Annotated in this window: 25 protein-coding genes; 13 read left to right on the forward strand and 12 right to left on the reverse strand. The window is 72.5% G+C overall.

From position 1 onward, the window contains the following. Positions 1-130: 130 nt before the first annotated feature. Complete coding sequence (locus EV378_RS16630) at positions 131-676, reverse strand: peptidylprolyl isomerase (protein ID WP_132426276.1); 546 nt, start codon at positions 674-676, stop codon at positions 131-133. 38 nt (positions 677-714) lie between these two features. Between EV378_RS16630 and EV378_RS16635 the strand changes: the two genes are divergently transcribed. Continuing rightward, positions 715-1,074, forward strand: a complete 360-nt coding sequence (locus EV378_RS16635; protein ID WP_132426279.1) for a hypothetical protein — start codon at positions 715-717, stop codon at positions 1,072-1,074. A gap of 9 nt (positions 1,075-1,083) precedes the next feature. Here EV378_RS16635 and EV378_RS16640 read toward each other — a convergent pair whose 3' ends face one another. Further along, positions 1,084-2,229: an alpha/beta hydrolase family protein gene (locus EV378_RS16640; protein WP_243653501.1), complete on the reverse strand. Its 1,146-nt coding sequence runs from the start codon at positions 2,227-2,229 to the stop codon at positions 1,084-1,086. A 212-nt stretch (positions 2,230-2,441) separates the two neighbouring features. Here EV378_RS16640 and EV378_RS16645 point away from each other — a divergent pair, with 212 nt between their 5' ends. The 3 genes from EV378_RS16645 to EV378_RS16655 all read left to right on the forward strand — a co-directional run bounded on the left by EV378_RS16645 (position 2,442) and on the right by EV378_RS16655 (position 3,695). After that, positions 2,442-2,738 (forward strand): hypothetical protein, encoded by a 297-nt coding sequence (locus tag EV378_RS16645; RefSeq protein ID WP_132426281.1) that lies wholly within the window; start codon positions 2,442-2,444, stop codon positions 2,736-2,738. A gap of 53 nt (positions 2,739-2,791) precedes the next feature. Then, a complete protein-coding gene (locus tag EV378_RS16650) occupies positions 2,792-3,172 on the forward strand; it encodes a hypothetical protein (RefSeq protein WP_132426283.1) in 381 nt (126 codons plus the stop codon). A gap of 172 nt (positions 3,173-3,344) precedes the next feature. Beyond that, positions 3,345-3,695, forward strand: coding sequence for a hypothetical protein (locus EV378_RS16655; RefSeq protein ID WP_132426286.1), 351 nt, complete (start codon positions 3,345-3,347; stop codon positions 3,693-3,695). A gap of 77 nt (positions 3,696-3,772) precedes the next feature. Here EV378_RS16655 and EV378_RS16660 read toward each other — a convergent pair whose 3' ends face one another. Genes EV378_RS16660 through folP form a run of 3 tightly spaced genes read right to left on the reverse strand, consistent with a single transcriptional unit; the run spans position 3,773 to position 5,953 of the window. Then, positions 3,773-4,300, reverse strand: a complete 528-nt coding sequence (locus EV378_RS16660) for a GNAT family N-acetyltransferase (protein WP_165922313.1) — start codon at positions 4,298-4,300, stop codon at positions 3,773-3,775. Positions 4,301-4,322: 22 nt separating this feature from the next. Then, positions 4,323-5,090, reverse strand: coding sequence for a dihydrofolate reductase family protein (locus tag EV378_RS16665; protein ID WP_132426292.1), 768 nt, complete (start codon positions 5,088-5,090; stop codon positions 4,323-4,325). Then, positions 5,087-5,953 carry a dihydropteroate synthase gene (gene folP, locus EV378_RS16670; protein WP_243653502.1) on the reverse strand — a complete coding sequence of 289 codons (867 nt, stop codon included), beginning with the start codon at positions 5,951-5,953 and terminating at the stop codon, positions 5,087-5,089. Before folP ends, EV378_RS16665 begins: the two co-directional genes overlap by 4 nt. 131 nt (positions 5,954-6,084) lie before the next feature. Between folP and EV378_RS16675 the strand changes: the two genes are divergently transcribed. The 3 genes from EV378_RS16675 (at position 6,085) to EV378_RS16685 (ending at position 8,027) form a co-directional block, all read left to right on the forward strand. Next, positions 6,085-7,005: a bifunctional helix-turn-helix transcriptional regulator/GNAT family N-acetyltransferase gene (locus EV378_RS16675; RefSeq protein WP_132426298.1), complete on the forward strand. Its 921-nt coding sequence runs from the start codon at positions 6,085-6,087 to the stop codon at positions 7,003-7,005. Between the two features lie 96 nt (positions 7,006-7,101). Further along, positions 7,102-7,500 carry a PaaI family thioesterase gene (locus EV378_RS16680; protein WP_132426301.1) on the forward strand — a complete coding sequence of 133 codons (399 nt, stop codon included), beginning with the start codon at positions 7,102-7,104 and terminating at the stop codon, positions 7,498-7,500. 137 nt (positions 7,501-7,637) lie between these two features. Beyond that, entirely contained in the window at positions 7,638-8,027 is a 390-nt protein-coding gene (locus EV378_RS16685; protein ID WP_132426304.1) for a VOC family protein, read from the forward strand. A gap of 51 nt (positions 8,028-8,078) precedes the next feature. On the opposite strand, the gene EV378_RS16690 is transcribed toward EV378_RS16685, so the two are convergent. The 4 genes from EV378_RS16690 to EV378_RS16705 form a co-directional block, all read right to left on the reverse strand. Beyond that, positions 8,079-8,339 carry a hypothetical protein gene (locus EV378_RS16690; RefSeq protein WP_132426307.1) on the reverse strand — a complete coding sequence of 87 codons (261 nt, stop codon included), beginning with the start codon at positions 8,337-8,339 and terminating at the stop codon, positions 8,079-8,081. Positions 8,340-8,412: 73 nt separating this feature from the next. After that, on the reverse strand, positions 8,413-9,621 hold the full coding sequence (locus EV378_RS16695) for an acyl-CoA dehydrogenase family protein (protein ID WP_132426310.1): 1,209 nt from the start codon (positions 9,619-9,621) through the stop codon (positions 8,413-8,415). Positions 9,622-9,636: 15 nt separating this feature from the next. Then, positions 9,637-10,167 (reverse strand): SCP2 sterol-binding domain-containing protein, encoded by a 531-nt coding sequence (locus EV378_RS16700; RefSeq protein WP_132426313.1) that lies wholly within the window; start codon positions 10,165-10,167, stop codon positions 9,637-9,639. Positions 10,168-10,258: 91 nt separating this feature from the next. Beyond that, positions 10,259-11,506, reverse strand: a complete 1,248-nt coding sequence (locus EV378_RS16705; protein WP_243653503.1) for an MFS transporter — start codon at positions 11,504-11,506, stop codon at positions 10,259-10,261. 195 nt (positions 11,507-11,701) lie between these two features. Between EV378_RS16705 and EV378_RS16710 the strand changes: the two genes are divergently transcribed. The 5 genes from EV378_RS16710 (at position 11,702) to EV378_RS16730 (ending at position 16,865) form a co-directional block, all read left to right on the forward strand. Beyond that, positions 11,702-12,961, forward strand: a complete 1,260-nt coding sequence (locus tag EV378_RS16710) for a PucR family transcriptional regulator (RefSeq protein WP_132426319.1) — start codon at positions 11,702-11,704, stop codon at positions 12,959-12,961. 33 nt (positions 12,962-12,994) lie between these two features. Further along, on the forward strand, positions 12,995-13,624 hold the full coding sequence (locus EV378_RS16715; RefSeq protein WP_132426322.1) for a TetR/AcrR family transcriptional regulator: 630 nt from the start codon (positions 12,995-12,997) through the stop codon (positions 13,622-13,624). A gap of 212 nt (positions 13,625-13,836) precedes the next feature. Then, the gene (locus EV378_RS16720) at positions 13,837-15,450 is read left to right on the forward strand and encodes an ABC-F family ATP-binding cassette domain-containing protein (protein ID WP_132426324.1); all 1,614 of its coding nucleotides are present in this window, start codon (positions 13,837-13,839) and stop codon (positions 15,448-15,450) included. A gap of 14 nt (positions 15,451-15,464) precedes the next feature. Next, positions 15,465-16,022: an NADPH-dependent FMN reductase gene (locus tag EV378_RS16725; protein ID WP_132426327.1), complete on the forward strand. Its 558-nt coding sequence runs from the start codon at positions 15,465-15,467 to the stop codon at positions 16,020-16,022. Between the two features lie 30 nt (positions 16,023-16,052). Continuing rightward, entirely contained in the window at positions 16,053-16,865 is an 813-nt protein-coding gene (locus tag EV378_RS16730; RefSeq protein WP_132426329.1) for a hypothetical protein, read from the forward strand. 9 nt (positions 16,866-16,874) lie between these two features. On the opposite strand, the gene EV378_RS16735 is transcribed toward EV378_RS16730, so the two are convergent. Together EV378_RS16735 and EV378_RS16740 are read right to left on the reverse strand one after the other, a co-directional pair. After that, positions 16,875-17,480 carry a mycothiol-dependent nitroreductase Rv2466c family protein gene (locus EV378_RS16735; protein WP_132426333.1) on the reverse strand — a complete coding sequence of 202 codons (606 nt, stop codon included), beginning with the start codon at positions 17,478-17,480 and terminating at the stop codon, positions 16,875-16,877. Positions 17,481-17,496: 16 nt separating this feature from the next. After that, positions 17,497-18,192, reverse strand: a complete 696-nt coding sequence (locus EV378_RS16740) for a TetR/AcrR family transcriptional regulator (protein WP_132426336.1) — start codon at positions 18,190-18,192, stop codon at positions 17,497-17,499. 125 nt (positions 18,193-18,317) lie between these two features. Between EV378_RS16740 and EV378_RS16745 the strand changes: the two genes are divergently transcribed. Beyond that, complete coding sequence (locus EV378_RS16745) at positions 18,318-19,064, forward strand: FoF1 ATP synthase subunit A (protein WP_243653504.1); 747 nt, start codon at positions 18,318-18,320, stop codon at positions 19,062-19,064. Here EV378_RS16745 and EV378_RS16750 read toward each other — a convergent pair. Continuing rightward, positions 19,030-19,428, reverse strand: a complete 399-nt coding sequence (locus EV378_RS16750) for a VOC family protein (RefSeq protein WP_132426339.1) — start codon at positions 19,426-19,428, stop codon at positions 19,030-19,032. The two genes, EV378_RS16745 and EV378_RS16750, sit on opposite strands and share 35 nt — an antisense overlap. Positions 19,429-19,460: the final 32 nt, after the last annotated feature.

Here is a 19,460-nt window from a genome sequence, read left to right on the forward strand (position 1 = left end):
GCCTCGCGCAGGCAGTCCGGGCACGCCGGACGTCCGCAGCGCGAGCACCCGAGCCGGGTCGGCCGGTCGGGGTGCCGGGCGCAGACCGGTACCGCCTCGGGCGGACCCGGCGGGGGTGCGGCCGGGCCGGTCAGTTCTGCTCGATCTCGACGCGCTGGATGACGATGTCGTTCAGCGGGCGGTCGGCCTGGCCGGTCGTCGTCTGCGCGATCTGGTCCACGACGGCGCGGGACTCCGCGTCGGCGACCTCACCGAAGATCGTGTGGCGGCGGTTCAGGTGCGGGGTCGGCCCGACCGTGATGAAGAACTGCGAGCCGTTCGTCCCGGGGCCCGCGTTCGCCATGGCCAGCAGGTACGGCCGGTCGAACTTGAGCTCCGGGTGGAACTCGTCGCCGAACTCGTAGCCCGGGCCGCCGCGGCCGGTGCCGGTCGGGTCGCCGCCCTGGATCATGAATCCGCTGATCACACGGTGGAAGATCGAGCCGTCGTAGAACGGCCCGGAGTCGCCACCGCTCGCGTTCGGGCGGCTGTAGTCCTGGGAGCCGTCCGCGAGGCCGACGAAGTTCGCGACCGTCTTGGGGGCGTGGTCCGGGAACAGCACGATCCGGATGTCGCCCTCGGAGGTCCGCAGCGTCGCGGTCGTCTTCGCGTTTCCTGGTTCGGTCACGACTACCATCGTGCCAGGACAGACATACCCCCGCGGGAGGCAGGTCGATGACGAAAGCCAGTCGCAACTGGACGCGTGCCCGATCGGATGCGGCGAGCGCCGCGGAATCGCTCGGCGACGCCGTGTCGATCGTCGGCTCGGACCTCGCGACGCGTGCGTCCGAGGGCCTCGACGAGGTCCGCGAGTCCCTGGCCCAGGCGATCGACCCGGGCACCGCGAAGACCCGGCGCCTGCCGTGGATCCTTGCGCTGATCGGGCTGACCGCGCTGTCGGTCTGGGGCTGGCGGCTGGCGCTGAGCCGCCCGAAGCCGACCGACCCGGGCACCCCGACCTCGACGACGGCGCCGAGCGAGGGCCAGCTGTTCGGCAAGCCGGTGGGTAACGGCCAGGACCGCACCGAGGCCTGAGGACCCCGCTCAGCCCAGCACGTCGCGCAGGAAGCCGGTCACGTCCCGCTCGTAGCGGGACGGATCGGCGTTCCAGCTCGCCGTGTGCTCGACGCCCGCGACCTCGACGTAGCGCAGCGGCCAGTCGAGTGCGTCGGCGGCCCTCGCGAGTGCCCGGCTGCCCGCCACCGGCACGGCCGTGTCGGCGTCGGAGTGCACGACGAGCGTCGGCGGACGGACCGCGGGCGGGTTGCGGACCAGGTCGAACCGGTCGACGTCGAAGCCGATCCGCAGACCGGTGAACGCCAGCGCCGGCCCGACGAGCGGTGTCGGCAGGTGCCGGTTCGCCGCCTGCAGCCGCAGCGTCGAGCGCCAGTCCAGCAGCGGCGCGTCCCACACGACGGCGGCCACCCGGCGGGCCAGCCGCGAGCGGCCCAGGAACGCCCCGCCGATCGCCGCGCCCATCGACCACCCGAACAGCACGACCCGACGGGCACCGCGGCCCAGCACGTACCGGACGGCCACCTCCAGGTCCTCCCACTCCGTGTCGCCGAGGTGGTACCGGCCGTCCGGAGCCTGCGGCGCACCCGCGTCGTTGCGGTAGCTGATCACCAGCTGGGACAGCCCGGCCGCGTGCAGGGCGGGTGCGATCCGCAGCGCCTCGCGCCGTGAGCTGCCCCTCCCGTGCACGGCGACCACCCAGTCACCGCCGATGCCGTCGCCTCCCGGCGCGGGGATCTCCCACGCCGGGGCCGGACCCAGCGGGGTGCGGACGTCGACCTCGGTGAACGCCAGTCCCCTGACGGACGGGTCGGGATCGAACGGCCCGGCGTCGACGACGGCCGGCCCGGTCACCGGGCGCGGTCCGGACAGCCACGACCGCACGACGTAGCCGCCGTCGGCCCCGACGACGTCCCCGAGCACGGCGAGCTGCTCCGTGCCGTCGTCCCCGACGGGTTGACGCAGACCCCACACGCCGGGCTGCGCGACGGCCCGGCTGCGGCGCACCGTCACGGCGTCACCCTGCGCGGAGATCACCCGCTCCGGGTACGCGACCCGCGGCCGCGGGCTGATCAACACCGTCGAGTAGTGCCAGCTCAGTGCCGTCCCCGCCGCGGTGGCCGTCGCCACCGTCCCGGCCAGCGTCCCGGTCAGCAACGCCCACGACCTCCGCACGCGGCCATCCTCCCCGCCGTCCGCGCCGGACCACCACCTGTCGTAACCCGACCGGGGTCAGGCGGAGCATTCAGCGCAACCGGTTGGGCCGATAGCGCGTTCACCGAGTTCGTTGCGACGGAGCGCAACCAGAGCGGCCATGATTCGTTACACATGCGGGTGCTCCCCACACCCCGACGCTCCCCGACGTCAATCCGAAGGACCGCAACCGCATGGACACCTTCGCCCGCAACGCACTCCGGTTCTCGCTCGCCGGAGCCGGAGTCGTGGTGCTCGGCGCGAGCTACATCGGTCAGGCCTCGGCCGACGAGGCCGACAAGGCCGACGACGCACCGGAGACCGGCTCGTCGAACCTGATGACCGCCGACCCGACCGCAGCCGTACCGGACGCGACCTCGCTGGTCGCGCTGCCGACCGTGCCGGCGCCCCAGTACCTGCTCGCCCCGTCATCGCTCGACACGTTCGTGCTGCCCACCGTCTCGGACGCCGTCGCCCTCCCCGAGCTCTGAGCCGGCTCCGCAGCCGTCGTCCTCGCTCCCCCGATCGTCCGGAGGACCCACGCATGAACTCCTACGCACGCACAGCACTCCGCGTCTCGCTCGCCGGCGCAGGCGCCGCCGCACTCGGTGCCGGACTCGCCGGCCAGGCGTTCGCCGACGACGAGCCGACACCGAACACCGATCCGGCCGCGCTGCCCGACACGTCACAGGTGCAGGACAACTACGCGCCGCAGGGCGGCGACTCGGCCGACTTCACCGACGCGGACGAGACCGCGTCGCCGTTCCCGCAGTTCCCGGGCGGCGGCTCGTTCTCCCCGCTGCAGACGGTTCCCACTCCGCAGGGCCTGCTGGACACCGAGAACGTCCAGAACTTCCTGACGCCGGACGGCCAGGACATCGCGAAGGTCGTGTCGGACCCGCTGGCGCTGCAGCACGAGGGCTGAACATCTCGCCCGGGTGACGTCCTCGATCACCCGGAGCAGTATCGTCACCGCTCCGAGTGACGATCCAGGCCCGAACGGCTCCAGTGAGGAACCGTCGTTGGTCCATCTCGTTGCTCTTTCCGGGGCTCCGGCCCCGAGACGCTCCCCGACGTCACACCGAAAGGCACTACACATGGACACGTTCGCGAGGAACGCGCTGCGGCTGTCGCTCGCAGGCGCCGGTGTCGCCGTACTGGGCGCCGGCTTCGTCGGCCAGGCCTCCGCCGCCGAGCAGCCCGGCAGCGACCTGCTGAACAACCAGGTCCCCGACACGTCGAACGTCGAGTCGACCCTGACCGGCGCCGTGCCGTCCACCAGCGACAACACGATGTCGCTCGGCGGCCAGAACGTGACCGGCGCCGTGCCGACGAAGGCCACCCCGACCGCGGCAACGCCCTCCTCGGACTCGCTGCCGTCGCTGGCCGACACCCAGGCGTTCCAGGTTCCGAGCGTCGCGAACCTCCAGGCCCCCGGCCTGTCCTGACGCACGCTCCCCTCGGCCGTCCGTGCAGCGTGGCACGGGCGGCCGTTTCGCGTCCGGGGCCGGTGCCGGACCGCGGCTCAGCGGGGGACGCGGACGACGAACTCGTAGCGGTCGAAGTCGTCCTCGTCGACGCTGACGTGCCGGACGAACCGGAACCCGGCCCGTTCGGCCACCCGCGAGGACGCGCCGTTCGCCGGGTCGACGTCGATCAGCACGCGGTCCACGTCGCCGCGCTCGCCGAGGTAGCGGCAGACCAGCCGCACCGCGCGCGTCGCCAGCCCGTGCCCGCGGAACCGCGGGTACAGCCCGTAGGCCAGTCCCGCCTGCCGGGTGGCGGGCTCCGGGTCGAGGTCGGCGTCGATCGTGCCGCAGAGCGTCACGCCCCGGTCCACGCGGATGCCGAACGAGAGCTTCGGACCGTCGGTCGCCCAGCGCTCGATCGAGCGGCGGACGTGCGCGTGCACGGTGGCCCGTGAGCCGGGACCACCGTTCAGCCAGCGGACGAGTTCCTCGTCCTCGCCCGCGAGGTGCGGCTCGACGTCCTCCCACCGCAACGGGCTGATCACGATCACGCCGTCGGTCAGCGTGTTCGCGGGCAGGGGCACGGAGTCATCTTGCAGGAGACACTCAGTGTTCGTGCCCGGGGGACACCGCGTAGCGGACGAGCAGCGTGTCGTGCGCGGCGACCACCGACAGCAGCGTCAGGCGGACCGGATCGAGGCCCGTCCCGCGGGCGATCCGGCCTGCGTCGCCGGACACCAGGAACGGTGCGACGGTCAGCCGCAGCTCGTCCACCAGCCCGGCCGCGGCCATGCTGCCGAACAGCGCGGGACCGCCCATGCAGTTGATCCGGTTCAGGCCCCTCCGGCCGAGCTCGGCGACGACGGCCGCGAGGTCGACGTCGTGCTCCCCCGTCACGACGACGTCGGCGCCCGCCGCGGCCCACGCGTCGCGCAGCTCCGACGGCGCTGCGGCACAGGTGAACACGATCGTCGGGACGAGCGTGTCGGTGAGCACCGGCGCGTCCGCGGGCAACGATCGTCCGGACGCCGTGACGACGGCGGTCGCGGCGATCTCACGCAGGCCGTGCCGGGCCCGGCGACCGGCGGCGCGCTCGCCCGGCTTCACACCGGTGAACCCCTCGGCGACCGCGGTGCCCGCCGCCACGAGGACGACGTCGGCGAGGTCGGTCCCGAGGTCCAGGACCTGCCGGTCCGGCGGCGTGGAGAGCCCGCGCGAGCTCCCCTCGACGGTGACCGCTCCGTCCGCACTCGACACGAAGTTGACGACGACCCGCGGTACCGGACCGTCGGGGTACCGGTAGAGCTCCTCCAGCCCGGCCGCGTCGATCGGCCCCGCCCGGTCCGGCGGCCAGACCAGGTGGTTCGCGCTCACGCGAGCAGCCGCACGGTCCGCGACGGCCTGCGCTCGCCGCGCACCGTCGCCACCATCTCGCAGGTCTCCCGGGTTGCCCGGACCTGGTGCGCCCGCACCATCGCGACGCCGCGGTCGGCGGCCAGCGCGGTCGCGGCGAGCGTCCCGGTGAGCCGCTCCCCGAGCGGCACGTCGAGGGACTCCCCGACCACGGTCTTGTTCGACATCGCCAGCAGCACCGGCCAGCCGGTCGCGACCATCCGGTCGATCTCCCGGAGCACGGCGAGGCTGTGCAGCGTGTTCTTCGAGAAGTCGATCGCCGGGTCGATCAGCACGCCGTCCGCGGGCACGCCCTCGGCGACGGCGCGTTCGGCGAGCGCGACCGTCTGGTCCACGACGGAGGCGACGACGTCCTCGTAGCGCGGGCGGTGCGGCTCGGTCCGGGGCGCGACGTGGTCGGTGTGCGCGCTGACGTAGCCGGCGCCGTGCCGGGCCGCGACCTCCAGGATCCCGGGGTCGGCGGCCGCCCAGTTGTCGTTGACCAGATCGGCGCCCGCCTTGCACACGGCGTCCGCCGGTCCGGCGCGGAACGTGTCCACGCTGATCACCACGTCCGGGAACTGCGACCGCACCCATTCCACGGTCGGCACCACGCGCTCGATCTCGTCGGCCTCGGTGACCTCGGAACCGGGGCTGGCCGGCACGCCGCCGATGTCGATCACGTCGGCACCCTCGCGGACGGCGGCCGTGACGGCGTCCCGCGCGGCCTGCTCGGCGAACGTGGCGCCGTGGTCGTAGAACGAGTCCGGCGTGCGGTTGACGATGGCCATCACCATCGCGCGGTCCCGTGTCCACGTCCGGCCCCGGAACGTCAGCCTCGGCACGTGGGGCTCCTCCTCGCTCTCGTGATCACCCGGCCGTCCCATCTTCGCCCCTCGCCGCCTCCGCGTGCCCGTCGGATAGCCGTTGACTCAGTCAATAGAATCTCTGACGAATACAACGAAGGGATCGTGTCATGTCGACGGGAACTGCCGCGGTGCAGCACGTCCGTGCGTTCAACCGCTTCTACACGCGGGTCATCGGCGTGCTCGACGCCGGGCTCGCCGGCTCGTCGTACACGCTCACCGAGGCCCGCGTGTTGTTCGAGCTCGCCGACCGCGGCGGCGTCGAGACCGGCGACCTGCGACGCGACCTCGGCCTGGACGCCGGCTACCTCAGCCGGATCCTCGGGCGGTTCGACGAGCGCGGCCTCGTCGAGCGGGAGCGCGCGTCCGGCGACGGCCGCAAGCAGGTCGTCCGGCTCACCGACGCGGGCCGCGCGACTTTTCGGGATCTCGACGAGAAACAGACGGACGCGGTCCGCGACCTGCTCGCCCCACTGGGCAGCGGGTCGCAGGACCGGCTGGTCGCAGCCATGCGCGACGTGCGCCGCGAGCTCGACGAGCACCCGGCACCACCCGCCGTCGTGCTCCGCGGGCTGGAGCCTGGCGACCTGGGCTGGGTGGTGTCGCGGCACGGCTCGCTCTACGCCTCCGAGTACGGATGGGACGGCACGTTCGAGACACTCGTCGCGGGCGTCGCGGCCCGGTACGCGGAGGCGGCCGATCCCCGGTCGGCCGGGTGGATCGCGGAGGTCGACGGCGAGCGCGCCGGGTCCGTGTTCTGCGTCCCGGGCGCCGACGAGGACACTGCCGTGCTGCGGTTGCTGCTGGTCGAGCCGGGATTCCGCGGATTGCGGATCGGTTCTCGTCTGGTTGACGAGTGTCTACGGTTCGCCCGGCGCGCGGGATTCCGGAGGATCACGCTGTGGACCGTCGACCTGCTCGACTCGGCCCGGCACATCTACGAGCGCGCGGGTTTTCATCTTGATGACGAGAATACTGTCCACCGGTTCGGTGCGGAGCTGAACAGCCAGAACTGGTCCCGCGCGCTCTGAGTCCGCGCCCCGGCAGGAGCTGCTGTTCGACCGGGAACCCGGTGAGTGACCTCGACGGTCATGGCGCCGACGGACGCCGGCCGCGAGGATCCCCGCATGACCGACACGGACGCCCTCCTCGACGCGATGCCGTTCGCCCGCCTGCTCGGCATGACCGTCGACGAGGCGTCGGCCGAGCGGGTCGTCGCCCGGCTCGAGCACCGACCGGACCTGTGCACGACCGGCGGGCTGATGCACGGCGGCGCGCTGATGACGTTCGCCGACACGACGGGCGCGCTCTGCGCCTACCTCGGCCTGCCCGAGGGTGCCGGCACGGCGACGACGAGCTCGCACACGTCGCTGTTCCGCGCGGCGAGGGCCGGCACGCTCACCGCCACGACGCGCGCGCTCCATCGCGGCCGGACGTCGGTCGTCGTGCAGACCGACGTGACCGACGACGAGGGGCGCCCGATCAGCCAGACCACGCAGACCCAGGCCGTGCTGATCGGACGCTGACCGTCCGCCGCGCACGGGATGCGCAGCGATCCGGCCGACGTGCGCCCATTCGGTGAACGCACGCGTCCGGGCTCGCGCGTACTCCGGATCTCCGCGCGTTCAGCGGATCACCGCGCGGACCGGGCTACGGTGATCCCGTGCTGGACCACGTGTCGATCACCGTCGACGACCTGGACGCCGCCGTCCGGTTCTACGACGCCGTCCTGGGCGAGCTGGGGCACGAGCGGGTGTCCTCGACCGGATCGGCCGCCGGGTACGGCCCACGCAACTCACCGGACGACGACACGCACTGCTACCTGTCGATCGTGCTGGGCTCCCCCGCTCCGGACGACCGCCACTGGGCGTTCCGCGCCGGGGCCCGCGCCGACGTCGTCCGGTTCCACGCCCTCGCGATGGTCAATGGCGGCTCCGACGACGGCGGCGTCGACGAGCGCCCGGAGTACCACCCCGGCTACTTCTCCGCGTTCGTCCGCGACCCGTCCGGCAACCGCCTGGAAGCGGTCCACCACCGCCTCTGCTCTGGCTGACATGTCGCTCATGGCTGTTCGATCACGGCCCGGACAACCATGAGTGCCATCTCAACCGGTGTCGATCACCGACGCGGCGATCCGCAACCTGCGCGAGCCGTCGGCCCGTCCCACACCGCCGATCATGCACTCGCGCGCGATGCCACCTCCGCGAGCGTCCGGGCCGTCGTCGTCGCCCCGTCGGTGCGGACCTGGCCCGCCACGTCCACGGCACAGCACCGCATCGTCGCCCTGCTCGCGCAACGCGAGGGCCAGAGCGAGCATCGGCTCGACCTCACCCCGCGACCCGACCGTCGACATCAGCACCCTCATGGGTGCCGGAGTCTGCGCCGCCGACCGGGTCTTGCCGCACGACGCCCCGTCGGATATACCGTGACGTGGCAGGTCAGGCCAGGTGCCGTCCGGAGATCGCGCGGGCGATGACGAGCTGCTGGATCTGCTCGGTGCCCTCGAAGATGTCGTAGATCTTCGCGTCCCGGTGCATGCGCTCGACCGGGTGCTCGCGGGAGTAGCCTGCCCCGCCGAGGATCTGGATCGCGCGCTCCGTCGACCACACCGCGACGCGGCCGGCCTTCAGCTTGGACATCGAGCCCTCGCCCGCGGTGAACGGGACGTCGTTGCGCCCCATCCACGCCGCGCGCCAGACCAGCAGGCGGGCCGCATCGATCTCGGTCTTCATGTCCGCCAACGTGAACGAGATCGACTGGTTGTCGATGATCGGCCGTCCGAACGCGACCCGGTCCTTCGCGTACTCCAGCGCGTACTCGTAGGCGGCGCGGGCGATGCCGATCGCCTGCGAGCCGACGGTCGGACGGGACATCTCGAACGTCCGCATCGCCGCGGAGCCCTGCGAGCGCTCCCCGGAACGGGCCCTGGCCAGGCGCTCGTCGAGCTTCTCCTTGCCGCCCAGCAGGCACGAGCCCGGGACGACGACGTCGTCGAGGAAGACGTCGGCCGTGTGCGACGCGCGCAGGCCCATCTTCTTGATCTTGCGCGTGGACTCGAGGCCGGGCGTCCCGGGCGGCACGACGAACGCGGCCTGCCCCTTCGTGCCCAACGACGGGTCGACGACGGCCTGCACGACGTGGATGTTCGCGATGCCACCGTTCGTCGCCCACGCCTTCTGGCCGGACAGCGTCCACTGGTCGCGCGCGGAGTCGTAGACCGCGCGCGTGCGCATGGCGCCGACGTCCGAACCGGACTCCGGCTCCGACGAGCAGAACGCGCCGACCTTCGGGTCGTCGACGTCGCCGTAGCACTGCGGGATGAACTCGACCATCTGGTCCGGCGTGCCGGAGGAGAAGATGCCGGCCACGGCGAGCGTCGTTCCGAAGATCGCCATCCCGATGCCGCCGTCGCCCCAGAAGAGCTCCTCGTTGACCAGCGGCATCGACAGCCCGGACTCGTCACCCCAGAAGGAGGCGAGCGTCTCGAAGTTGTAGAGCTCGATCTTCGCGGCCTCCTGCAGGATCGGCCACGGGGTCTCCTCCCGCTCGTCCCACTCGGCCGCGGCCGGGCGGATCACGTCGGAGGCGAAACCGTGCACCCAGTCGCGCAGGTCGCGGTGTTCCTCGGACAGCTCGAAGGAAGGCATGAGGGATCTCTCTCGTCACGCGGACGGGATCGTGAACATCTTCTGCAGCGCGGTCGCGAAGCCGACGTCGCCGTCGACCTTGAGCTTGCGGGTCATGAACAGCGTGACCGGGTTGGCGTTGTTCGTGACGACCTTGAGGAACTCCGTGCCGGGCAGGGTCAGCGCCGTGCGGTAGTCGCCCTCGGCGCCCTCGGTCACCCGGCACGTCCCGCCGGACATCGTCGTCGTGAAGCTGTCCACATCGGAGCCGTCCTTGATGTGCCAGTGCACGATCTGGGTGTTCCCGCCGGCGCCCTTCGACGAGTAGAACTCGCTCATCCGCCCGAAGATCGCGTCCAGGACGGCGCGCCGCACCGACGACGACATCACGGTCGCCAGCTGCTGCTTCGAGGCGCTCTTCACCAGCCGGGCGAAGATCGACGGGTCCACGTCGGCCGGGTCGCCGTCGCGCAGCGCGACGGTCAGCGTCTCGATCAGCTGCTCGTCGGACAGGGACTTCGGGTCGACGCTGCGACCCAGCTCGTTGACGTCGACGGTCTCGGCCATCGCGCTTCCACCTCGCCGTGGGGGTATCCGGTACCGGCGGTACCGGTTCGACGAGGCGTTACTTTACGCATCAGTAGGTTCGATGCACAACTCACACGGCCGTGGCATCCTTCGGCTTGTAGGTCTCCGCGATCAGGTACGCGGACACGGCCGTCACGACGCCCATCGCCAGCAGGTACCAGGACGTCGACGCGGACGTGCCGGTCGCCTCGTACAGCGATGCGGCGATCAGCGGGGCGAGGCCGCCGCCCAGCACGGCACCGATCTGGTAGCCGAGCGAGGCGCCCGAGTAGCGCACCTCGGGGCTGAACAGCTCGGCGAACAGTGCGGCCTGCGGCCCGTACATCGCCGAGTTCGCGGCCCCGCCGAGCAGCAGCCCGAGGAAGATCAGGAACGTCGACCTCGTGTCGATCAGCCAGAACACCGGGAACGCGACGAGGATCGTGCCGATCGCGCCGGCCAGGTAGACCGGTCGTCGGCCCACCCGATCGGAGAGCAGCGCGAACAGCGGGATCAGCGCCAGGTTGACCACGCTGGAGCCGACGATGCCGATCAGCATCGTGGACTCCGGCAGCTCGAGCGTCTTCGTGCCGTAGGACAGCGCGTAGATGATGAAGATGTAGAAGCCGCCGTTGACGGCGATGAACGAGCCGGCCGCGAGCAGGATCGCCTTCGGGTGCGAGCGCAGGACCTGGAGGACCGGTGAGCGCCGGCGGCTCGGGTCCTGCTCCACCGCCTTGAACGCCGGGGTGTCCTCCAGCGTGCGCTGCGCGTAGATCGCCACGCCGATCAGGAAAACGCTGAGCAGGAACGGGACCCGCCAGCCCCAGGCCAGGAACGCCTCCTCGCCGAGCCCGGCCTCGAGCAGCAGGAAGATCCCGTTCGAGATGATCACCGCGATCGGGACGCCGAGCTGCGGGAAGCTGCCGTAGAAGCCGCGCCGGTTCGCCGGCGCGTACTCGGTGGCGATCAGCACGGCGCCGCCCCACTGCCCGCCGACGGCGAGGCCCTGCAGGATCCGCAGCACGAACAGCAGGATCGGTGCGGCCACGCCGATCGACGCGTACGTCGGCAGCAGGCCGACCAGCGTCGTCGACGCCCCCATCAGGAACAGCGCCGCGACCAGCGCCTTCTTCCGCCCGATCCGGTCGCCGAAGTGGCCCCAGATGATCCCGCCGATCGGGCGCGCGATGAACCCGACGGCGAACGAGCTGAACGCGGCCAGCGTCCCGACGAACGGGTCGACGCTCGGGAAGAACGCCGTGTTCAGCACGAGCGCGGCGGCCGTGCCGTAGATGAAGAAGTCGTACCACTCGATCGTCGAACCGATCAGGCTCACCGTCGAGGTCCGCCGGACATCCCGCCGAGCGTCCACCGTCGCCATCGCCGCCCCCTCGCGTCGTGGAAGAACCCGTCCACCCTGTGCGTGCACGGCGCAACGGACCATGGGCGCGGAGCACAGGATGTGACCCGCGTCGCACAGCACCGCGCACTCCGGCTTGGCACCGCGTCCGGGGCGAGGCATCCTCCGGAGATGGCCGAACCCGCAGGACACGGCCGCGCCGCGGTGCCGCGGACGCGCGTCGGACCCGACGTGGGAGCCGCGAACGAGGGCGACGAGGCGCTGACGACGCTGTGCCGGGCGCTGCGTGAGGACGTCGACGGGCTGGCCGACCGGCTCACCGTGATGATCCTCGAGCGGGAGGACGTCTACGGCGAGCTCGGCGTCCCGATCGACACCGACCTGCGGGCCACCTGCCGCGCCAACATCGACCGGACGCTCGCCGTGCTGGCCGGCGACCTGCCGACGCATGTCGAGCGGGCGCGGGTCACCGTCGAGACCGGGCAGCGGCGGGTCCGCCAGGGCGTCCCGCTGGAGGTCGTGCTGCGGGCCTACCGGCTGTGCGGGCGGTTGCTCTGGGAGCGGATGTGCCGGATCTCCTCCGACCGCTTCGACGGGCGGTTCGACCGTGCGTTGCTCGGTGCGGCGGACCGGGTGTGGGCACTGATCGACAGCGCGTCGGACCGGCTCGTGGACGCCTACCGCCGGGAGGAGGCGCAGTTGCGCAGCCTGGACGACGGCCGTCGCTACTCGATGACGGAGGGCCTGCTGCAGGGCCGCGGCCGGGACCCGGCGTTCGCCCGCGACGCGTCCCGGGTGCTCGGGCTGCCGGAGCACCAGGACGTGGTGATCGTCGTCGCCCCGCACGCCGACGGGGTCGGCTCGGACGGCGCCGGAGCGCCGGAGGGCGCCCGCGAGGCGCTGGCGGCGGCCGGGATCGGCTCGGTGTGGCACACCCGGCCGGGTGAGGTCGTCGGGGTGGTACCGGTTCCCGCCCGCGTCACGTCCGCCGTGTGCGCGGCGCTCGGCCCGTGCGCCCGCGGTCCGATCGGAGTGTCCTCCCCGGTCACCGGCCTGGACCGCCTGGACGAGGCGCACTCAACGGCCCGGCTGGCGGCGGCCACGCTCCCGGCCGGTGAGCCCGCCGTCGCGGCGCTGGACGACCGGCTACCCGAGGCGCTGCTCACCGGGTCGCCCGAGCTCGCGCAGCGGATCCGGCGGCACGCACTCGGCCCGCTGCTCGATCTCCCCGCGGCCGAACGGGACGTGCTGCTCGACACGCTCGCCGCCACATTGGACGCCGACGGCTCACCGTCCCGCGCCGCGTCGGTGCTCTACTGCCACCGCAACACCGTGATGTACCGGCTGGCCCGGATCGAGACGCTCACCGGGCGCCGGATCGCCGACCACCGGGACCGGCTGCTGATGGGCCTTGGCCTGCTCGCAGGCTGATCATCCGGCGTCGCGGTGGTTACCATGCCGCGCATGCCCGCCGCCCCGCGTCGCCGCCTGCCGCCGGAGCAGCGGGAACGGCAGGTCCTGGACGCGGCCGTGCGGGTGTTCTCGCGGGGCGGGTTCCACGACGCGTCGATGGACGCCGTCGCGGACGAGGCGGGCGTGTCCAAGCCGATGGTCTACACGCACGGCGGCGGCTCCAAGGAGGAGCTGTTCGCCCGCTGCATCCGCCGTGAGGGCGACCGGCTGCTGGCCTCGGTGTCCGGGGTCGACTCCGGCGACGGAGCCGCCGACCCGGAGGCCCGGCTCTACGGCGGCCTGCGCGCGTTCTTCGCCACCGTCACGTCGCACCGCGACGGCTGGCTCGTGCTCTACCGGCAGGCGCGCACCGGCACGTTCGCCGACGAGGTGCAACAGGCCCGGCGGCGGATCGTCACCCGGGTCGCCGAGCTGCTCGCCGACGAGGCCGTCGCGCCGGAGGCCGCTCTGCCCGTCGCGTCCACTTTGGTCGGTGCCGCGGAGGGCCTCGCCGAGTGGTGGTTCGACGGCGGCGCGGACACCGGCGTCGATCCCGACGGCCTGGCGGCACACCTGATGAGCGTCGTCTGGCCGGGCCTGTCCGCCCTGCGCTCCGGTCAGGTGTGGACGCCGGGAAACTGAACGTCGTCCCCGGTGATCGTCGGTCGGGTGCGGAGACGGCCAGACACGGCAGTTTCCGCCCCGGATCGGTGATCACCCGACCGTCTCGCGGAAACCGGTGGCGGCCCGGCCCTGCCCGCGGCTAGGGTCGTCTCCGACATGAGGCACTGACTCCGTCCCGATCACCCGCGGCCGAGCCCGGGCGATCGTCCTCCGCGCTCCGGAGTCCCCTCGTGTCCTCCTCCCCCGATCTCCAGCCGCTCGTCGCCACCGGCATCGTGCGCACCCACGCCGGCCGGACCCGCCCGGCGCTCGACGGGCTCGACCTCACCGCGGCTCCCGGCGCCCGGGTCGGCCTGATCGGCGAGAACGGGTCCGGCAAGTCGACGCTGCTGCGCGTGCTGGCCGGCGTGGACCGGCAGGACTCCGGCGACGTGCGCCGTCCCGACGACCTCGTGTACCTGCCGCAGGAGCCCGCGGTGGCTCCGGACGGCACCGTCGGCGACCTGCTGGACGACGCGCTGCGCCCGCTGCACGACGCGGTCGCCGAGCTGGAACTGCTCGCCGAGCGGATCGCCGACGAGCCGGACCGCTACGACCGGGTGCTCGCCTGGGCCGTCCAGCACGACGCGTGGGACGCCGACCGGCGCGCCGACGTCACGGCCGCCGCGCTCGGCGTGTCCGATCTGGACAGAGCGCGTCCGGTCGCGACGCTGTCCGGCGGGCAGCGCACCCGGCTCGCGCTGGCCGCCGCGCTCGTCCGCCGCCCGGCCTGCCTGCTGCTCGACGAGCCGACGAACCACCTCGACGACACCGCACTGGACCTGCTGGAGTCGAACCTCGTCGAGCTGCCCGGCGTCGTCGTCGCGGCCAGTCACGACCGGGCGTTCCTGGACCGGGTCTGCACCGAGCTCGTCGACCTCGACGCCGGCGCGCTCGGCACCGACGGCCATGGCGGGCAGCGGTTCTCCGGTCGCTTCACGGAGTACCTGGAGCACCGGGCGGCGTCGCGCCGACGCTGGGAGGAGCGGTTCGCCGCCGAGCAGGACGAGATCGACCGGTTGCGGGACAAGGCCCGCACCGGGACCGAGGCGATCGCGCACAACCGCGGTCCTCGGGACAACGACAAGTTCATCCACGCGTTCAAGGGCGGAGGAGTCGAGCGGACCCGCGCCCGGCGCGTCCGGGACGCGGAGCAGCGCCTGGAGCGGGCGCAGCGCGACGCCGTCCGCAAGCCGCCCGCGCCGCTGCGGTTCTCCGGGCACCTCGGCGGGGCCGGCACCGGCGGGCTCGCCGTCTCGGTACGCGACCTGGAGGTCGACGGGCGCGTGCGGGTCGACGTCCTCGACGTCGCGACCGACGGGAAATTGCTGGTCACCGGCCCCAACGGGTCCGGGAAGTCGACGCTGCTCGCGGTGCTGGCCGGGACCCTCGTCCCGGACCGGGGCGACGTGCAGGTCCGCGCCCGCCGCGTCGGGCTGCTCGCCCAGGACCCCGACCTCGGGGACCCGCACCGGACGGCCGAGCGCGCGTACGCCGACGCCGTCGGGGCCGCGACGGCCGAGCGCGTCCCGCTGCGCACGCTCGGGCTGCTGCCGCCCGCCGAGCACGCGACGGCCGTCGGCGAGCTCAGCCTCGGTCAGCGACGACGGCTGGCGCTCGCGATCGCCGTCGCGGACACTCCGGATCTGCTGCTGCTCGACGAGCCGACCAACCACATATCGCTGACGCTCGCCGGTGAGCTGGAGGACGCGCTCCGGACCGCCCCGGGTGCGATCGTCGTCACCTCGCACGACCGCTGGCTGCGGGAACGCTGGGACGGTCCGGTGCTCGCGCTGGCGCGGTGACAGGATCTCCGACCATGAGCCGTCCGACAGTCCAGGTCCTCGTCGCCAGCACCCGTCCCGGCCGCGTCGGTGAGCCCACCGCCCGCTGGATCGCCGAGCAGGCCGAGAAGCACGGTGCGTTCGACGTCGAGATCGTCGATCTGGCCGAGGTCGACCTACCGATGTTCGCCGAGCCGAAGCACCCGCGGTTCGGTGAGTACGAGCTGCAGCACACGAAGGACTTCAGCGAGCTGATCGGCCGCGCGGACGGCTTCGTGTTCGTGTTCCCGGAGTACAACCACAGCTACAACGCAGCTTTGAAGAACGCGCTCGACCACCTCAACAGGGAGTGGGCGAACAAGCCGGTCGGGCTCGTCAGCTACGGCGGTGTCGCCGCGGGCTCGCGCGCGGCGGTGGCGCTGGAGCCGGTCCTGGTCGCGCTGCAGATGCGGATCGTCGGGACCGTGCCGATCCCGTTCATCGCCCAGTTCGTGCACGAGGAGGACGACGGACGGGTGTTCCGGCCGAACGAGATGGTCGAGGCGGGCACCGACGGGATGCTGGACTCCCTGGCCGCGGCACTGGGCAGCTAACGCCGGGACCTGCCCGGCGACGTATCGGGCATGGGTGAGCAGTGGACGACGACGTCGACCCCGACGCTGCTCCGGCGCAACCGGCCGGACGACGAGGGCGAGGCGGCCGCGTACCGGGTCTACGACCCCGGCCTGCTCGCCGGCCGGAACCTGTCGCTGACCGCCGCCGGGAAGACCGAGTCCCCCTACGACGTGGCGCAGGGGCTCGGCATGATCGCGCTCCTGGCCGGGTCGGCGATCGTGGCGCCGATCGTGTTCTCCGACGGCGGGTTCTGGTCGACGGCACTGTGGGTCCTCGCCGGGAGCGGCGCGGCGTTCGTCGTGCTCATGGTGCTGTTCTTCGCGTTCGTACGTGACCCGTTCGAGGCGTACCGCAGGCGTCACGGGCAGAACGCGTCCCCGTTCGTCGAGGTGGACGCCGCCGACGGCTCCCGGGCCGGGACGCTGTGCGCCCTCGCGGAGTCGATCACGTCGACGGCCGCGTGGCGGGACGGGGCGATCGACCCGGAGCGGCTGGTCCCCGAGACGCTCTGGTCCGCGGTGCGGCTGGCCGCGCGGGTCGCCGACGAGCAGGGGCGCCTCGCCGATGACGAGCGGCGCGGGACGTCCGAGCGCGTGCTCGAGCCGAGCCGCACGGAGCTGGCCGCGGCCCGGTCCGACCTGGAGCACATCGAGCGGAACCTGCGCGAGATCGGGCGGATCGCCCGCGAGATCGACGCCCGCCCGACGGGAGCGGCTCCCGGCACCGTGTCCGGCCCGACGACCCGCACGGCCGAGTCCGCCGTCGCCGGCACCGACGCGATCCTGGCCCAGTCGCAGGCGTTGCGCGACATGCTGCGGTGAGGACCGCGCTCAGCCGAAGCTGATGCCCTGCGAGCGGGAGCGCTTGAGCTCGTAGAACGCCGGGAAGCGGGCGAGCCGGACGGCGCCGTCGAACATGTCGAGCGCGTCCTGCCCACGCGGCACGGCGCCGAGCACCGGACCGAAGAACGCGACGCCGTCGACGTGCAGCACCGGCGTGCCGACGTCGTTGCCGACCGGCTCCATGCCCTCGGCGTGCACCCGGCGCACGGTGTCGTCGCGCTCGTCGGAGTCGGCCGCGGCGTACAGGTCCTCTGCGTCGAGTTCGGACAGCACCTCGCGCAGCACCCGGTCGCGGCCGCGCAGCTCCCGATCGTGGAAGCGGGTCCCGAACGCGCGCACGAAGTCCCGGATCACCTGCTCGCCGCGCTGCTCGGCCAGCGCGTGCCCGACACGGACCGGGCGCCACGCGCTGTCGTCGCCCTTGTCCGCCTCCGGCGTGTGGCCCTCACGGCCCTCGTTCAGCACAGCGAGGCTCATCAGGCGGACGTGCAGGTCCAGCTCCCGCTGCGGCTCCACCTCGTCGAGCAGCCAGCGGAACGCGAGCCAGGCGAACGGGCAGACCGGATCGACGTAGAGATCCACGCGAGCGCTCACGGTCGTCGAGCCTGGCTCAGCCCTCCTCGGGGAGCAACCCGTCCAGGACGACGCGCAGGATCCGGGCCATCCGCTCGTCGCCGGACTCTCCGGGGTCCGCAGGGGGATCGGCGAACACGGCGGCCAGGTGCGGGTGGGTCCCGTCGTGGGCCATGCCGACGAGCACGGTCATCTGCGCGGCGACGAACTCCTCGTCGAGCGCGCCGCCGTGGCCCGGACGTTCGTGCACGGCCGTCGTCTGGACCATGCCGGCGATCACGCCGACCGCCTCCATCTTCCTCGAGCCGGGCGCCGGGCTCGCCGCCATCAGCCCCAGGATCTGCTCGACCCGCCGGACGGAGTTCGGGCCGAACGGCGGGCGGGTGACGATCCCGTCCACGATCCAGGGCCGTCCGCGCAGGTAGCGCAGGAGATCGATGTTGTGCGCGACGACGTCGGCCCGCCAGTCCCCCGTGTCCGGCGGCGCCGGGAGGTCGGCGAACGCCCGGTCGACCATGAGGTCCACCAGATCGTCGCGTGTGGACACGTGCCGGTACAGCGACGCCGCCCCCGTCCCGAGCTCGGCCGCCACCCGGCGCATCGTCACGGCCGCGAGGCCCTCCGCGTCGGCGACCGCGATCCCGGCGTCGGTGATCTGCTCGCGGCTCCACTCGGCCGGGCGTCCGGTCGTCGACTCCACGACCGGACGCAGCCAGATGGGCCGGCGCGCCATGGCTCCTCCGGTTCGTCGGGTTCGGTCCCCCAGCCAACCAGACCGCCCGTGGCGACGTTTGCGAACAGCGTCCGCGAATCGCTACCCTCGAATGCGTACACTGTTCGCGAAATAGGGGGGCGGCCGTGAGCAGCGATCTCACGCCGGGGCAGCACTGGAGCGTCGAGCTGGCCGGCATGACGTTCCACCTGGACACGATCCTGGCCACGGTGATCGCGGGCGGGATCGTCGCCGGGACCGGACTGTTCGTCGCCCGGCGCGCGTCCGTGACGAACCCGGGACGGCTGCAGCTGGCCTACGAGGCGCTCGTCGGCTGGGTCCGCCGCCAGGTCCGCGACGGGATGGGCCTGGACGCGCCCGCCGGACTCGTCGGCTTCTGCGTGACGACGTTCGCGTTCATCCTCGTCTGCAACTGGCTCGCCGCTCTGCCCACCGAGCACGTGCTCCCGCCGCCGACGGCCGACGTGAACCTCGTCTACGCGATGACGCTCGTCGTGTTCACGTGGCTGAACGTGTGGGCGATCCGGTTCTCACCCCGCGGCTACGTCCGGCACATCACCGAGCCGTACAAGGTCATGGCCGGGTTCGAGTTCGTGATCACGTACTTCTCCCGGCCGGCGTCGCTGGCGCTGCGGCTGTTCGGCAACCTGCTGGCCGGCGGGATCATGGTGTCGGTGATCGGGCTGCTCCCGGCGTACCTGCTCTGGCTGCCGAACGCCGGGTGGAAGCTGTTCGACATGTTCATCGGCGCCATCCAGGCACTGATCTTCACGCAGCTGACGATCATCTACTTCGCCGACTACGTGCACGCCGCGCCGCCGGAGGACCGTCGTGCCGTCAGTGCCGCTCCAGCCAGTGAGGGTTCGTCATGATCCCGAGCACGTTGCCGAACGGGTCGACGACCGACGCCGTCACGAAGCTCCCGTCCCCGCGGGGGGTCAGTGGCTCGTACTCCGTGGCGCCCAGCGCGATCAGCCGCGCGAGCGTGCCCTCCAGATCGTCGACGTGCCAGAACACGACGGCGCCTCCCGGCGCGTTGCGGGCGCCGGGCGGCGCGTACCGGCGGTCGATGATGCCGATCTCGTCGGCGTCGTCGCCGATCCGGAACTCGACGTAGGCCGGCGTCTCGGGCGGGTAGGCGTAGTAGGCCTCGACGCCGAACAGCTCGGCGTACCAGTCGCGGGCCGCGGCCAGGTCGTCGGCGAAGAAGCTGATGGTGGAGATCCCTCGGAACATGGGTGCATCATCGCCGGGTGAAGTGCTCGCCT

This window comes from Pseudonocardia endophytica, assembly GCF_004339565.1.
Lineage (GTDB): Bacteria > Actinomycetota > Actinomycetes > Mycobacteriales > Pseudonocardiaceae > Pseudonocardia > Pseudonocardia endophytica.

Excerpts from the sequence above, each read along its gene's own strand:
- EV378_RS16650 (WP_132426283.1), top strand. The coding sequence starts at position 2,792 with ATGAACTCCTACGCACGCACAGCACTCCGCGTCTCGCTCGCCGGCGCA.
- EV378_RS16635 (WP_132426279.1), top strand. The coding sequence starts at position 715 with ATGACGAAAGCCAGTCGCAACTGGACGCGTGCCCGATCGGATGCGGCG.
- EV378_RS16725 (WP_132426327.1), top strand. The coding sequence starts at position 15,465 with ATGAGCCGTCCGACAGTCCAGGTCCTCGTCGCCAGCACCCGTCCCGGC.
- EV378_RS16695 (WP_132426310.1), bottom strand. The coding sequence starts at position 9,621 with ATGCCTTCCTTCGAGCTGTCCGAGGAACACCGCGACCTGCGCGACTGG.
- EV378_RS16700 (WP_132426313.1), bottom strand. The coding sequence starts at position 10,167 with ATGGCCGAGACCGTCGACGTCAACGAGCTGGGTCGCAGCGTCGACCCG.
- EV378_RS16715 (WP_132426322.1), top strand. The coding sequence starts at position 12,995 with ATGCCCGCCGCCCCGCGTCGCCGCCTGCCGCCGGAGCAGCGGGAACGG.
- EV378_RS16710 (WP_132426319.1), top strand. The coding sequence starts at position 11,702 with ATGGCCGAACCCGCAGGACACGGCCGCGCCGCGGTGCCGCGGACGCGC.
- EV378_RS16690 (WP_132426307.1), bottom strand. The coding sequence starts at position 8,339 with ATGAGGGTGCTGATGTCGACGGTCGGGTCGCGGGGTGAGGTCGAGCCG.
- EV378_RS16675 (WP_132426298.1), top strand. The coding sequence starts at position 6,085 with ATGTCGACGGGAACTGCCGCGGTGCAGCACGTCCGTGCGTTCAACCGC.
- EV378_RS16680 (WP_132426301.1), top strand. The coding sequence starts at position 7,102 with ATGACCGACACGGACGCCCTCCTCGACGCGATGCCGTTCGCCCGCCTG.
- EV378_RS16655 (WP_132426286.1), top strand. The coding sequence starts at position 3,345 with ATGGACACGTTCGCGAGGAACGCGCTGCGGCTGTCGCTCGCAGGCGCC.
- EV378_RS16750 (WP_132426339.1), bottom strand. The coding sequence starts at position 19,428 with ATGTTCCGAGGGATCTCCACCATCAGCTTCTTCGCCGACGACCTGGCC.
- EV378_RS16740 (WP_132426336.1), bottom strand. The coding sequence starts at position 18,192 with ATGGCGCGCCGGCCCATCTGGCTGCGTCCGGTCGTGGAGTCGACGACC.
- EV378_RS16730 (WP_132426329.1), top strand. The coding sequence starts at position 16,053 with ATGGGTGAGCAGTGGACGACGACGTCGACCCCGACGCTGCTCCGGCGC.
- EV378_RS16645 (WP_132426281.1), top strand. The coding sequence starts at position 2,442 with ATGGACACCTTCGCCCGCAACGCACTCCGGTTCTCGCTCGCCGGAGCC.
- EV378_RS16630 (WP_132426276.1), bottom strand. The coding sequence starts at position 676 with ATGGTAGTCGTGACCGAACCAGGAAACGCGAAGACGACCGCGACGCTG.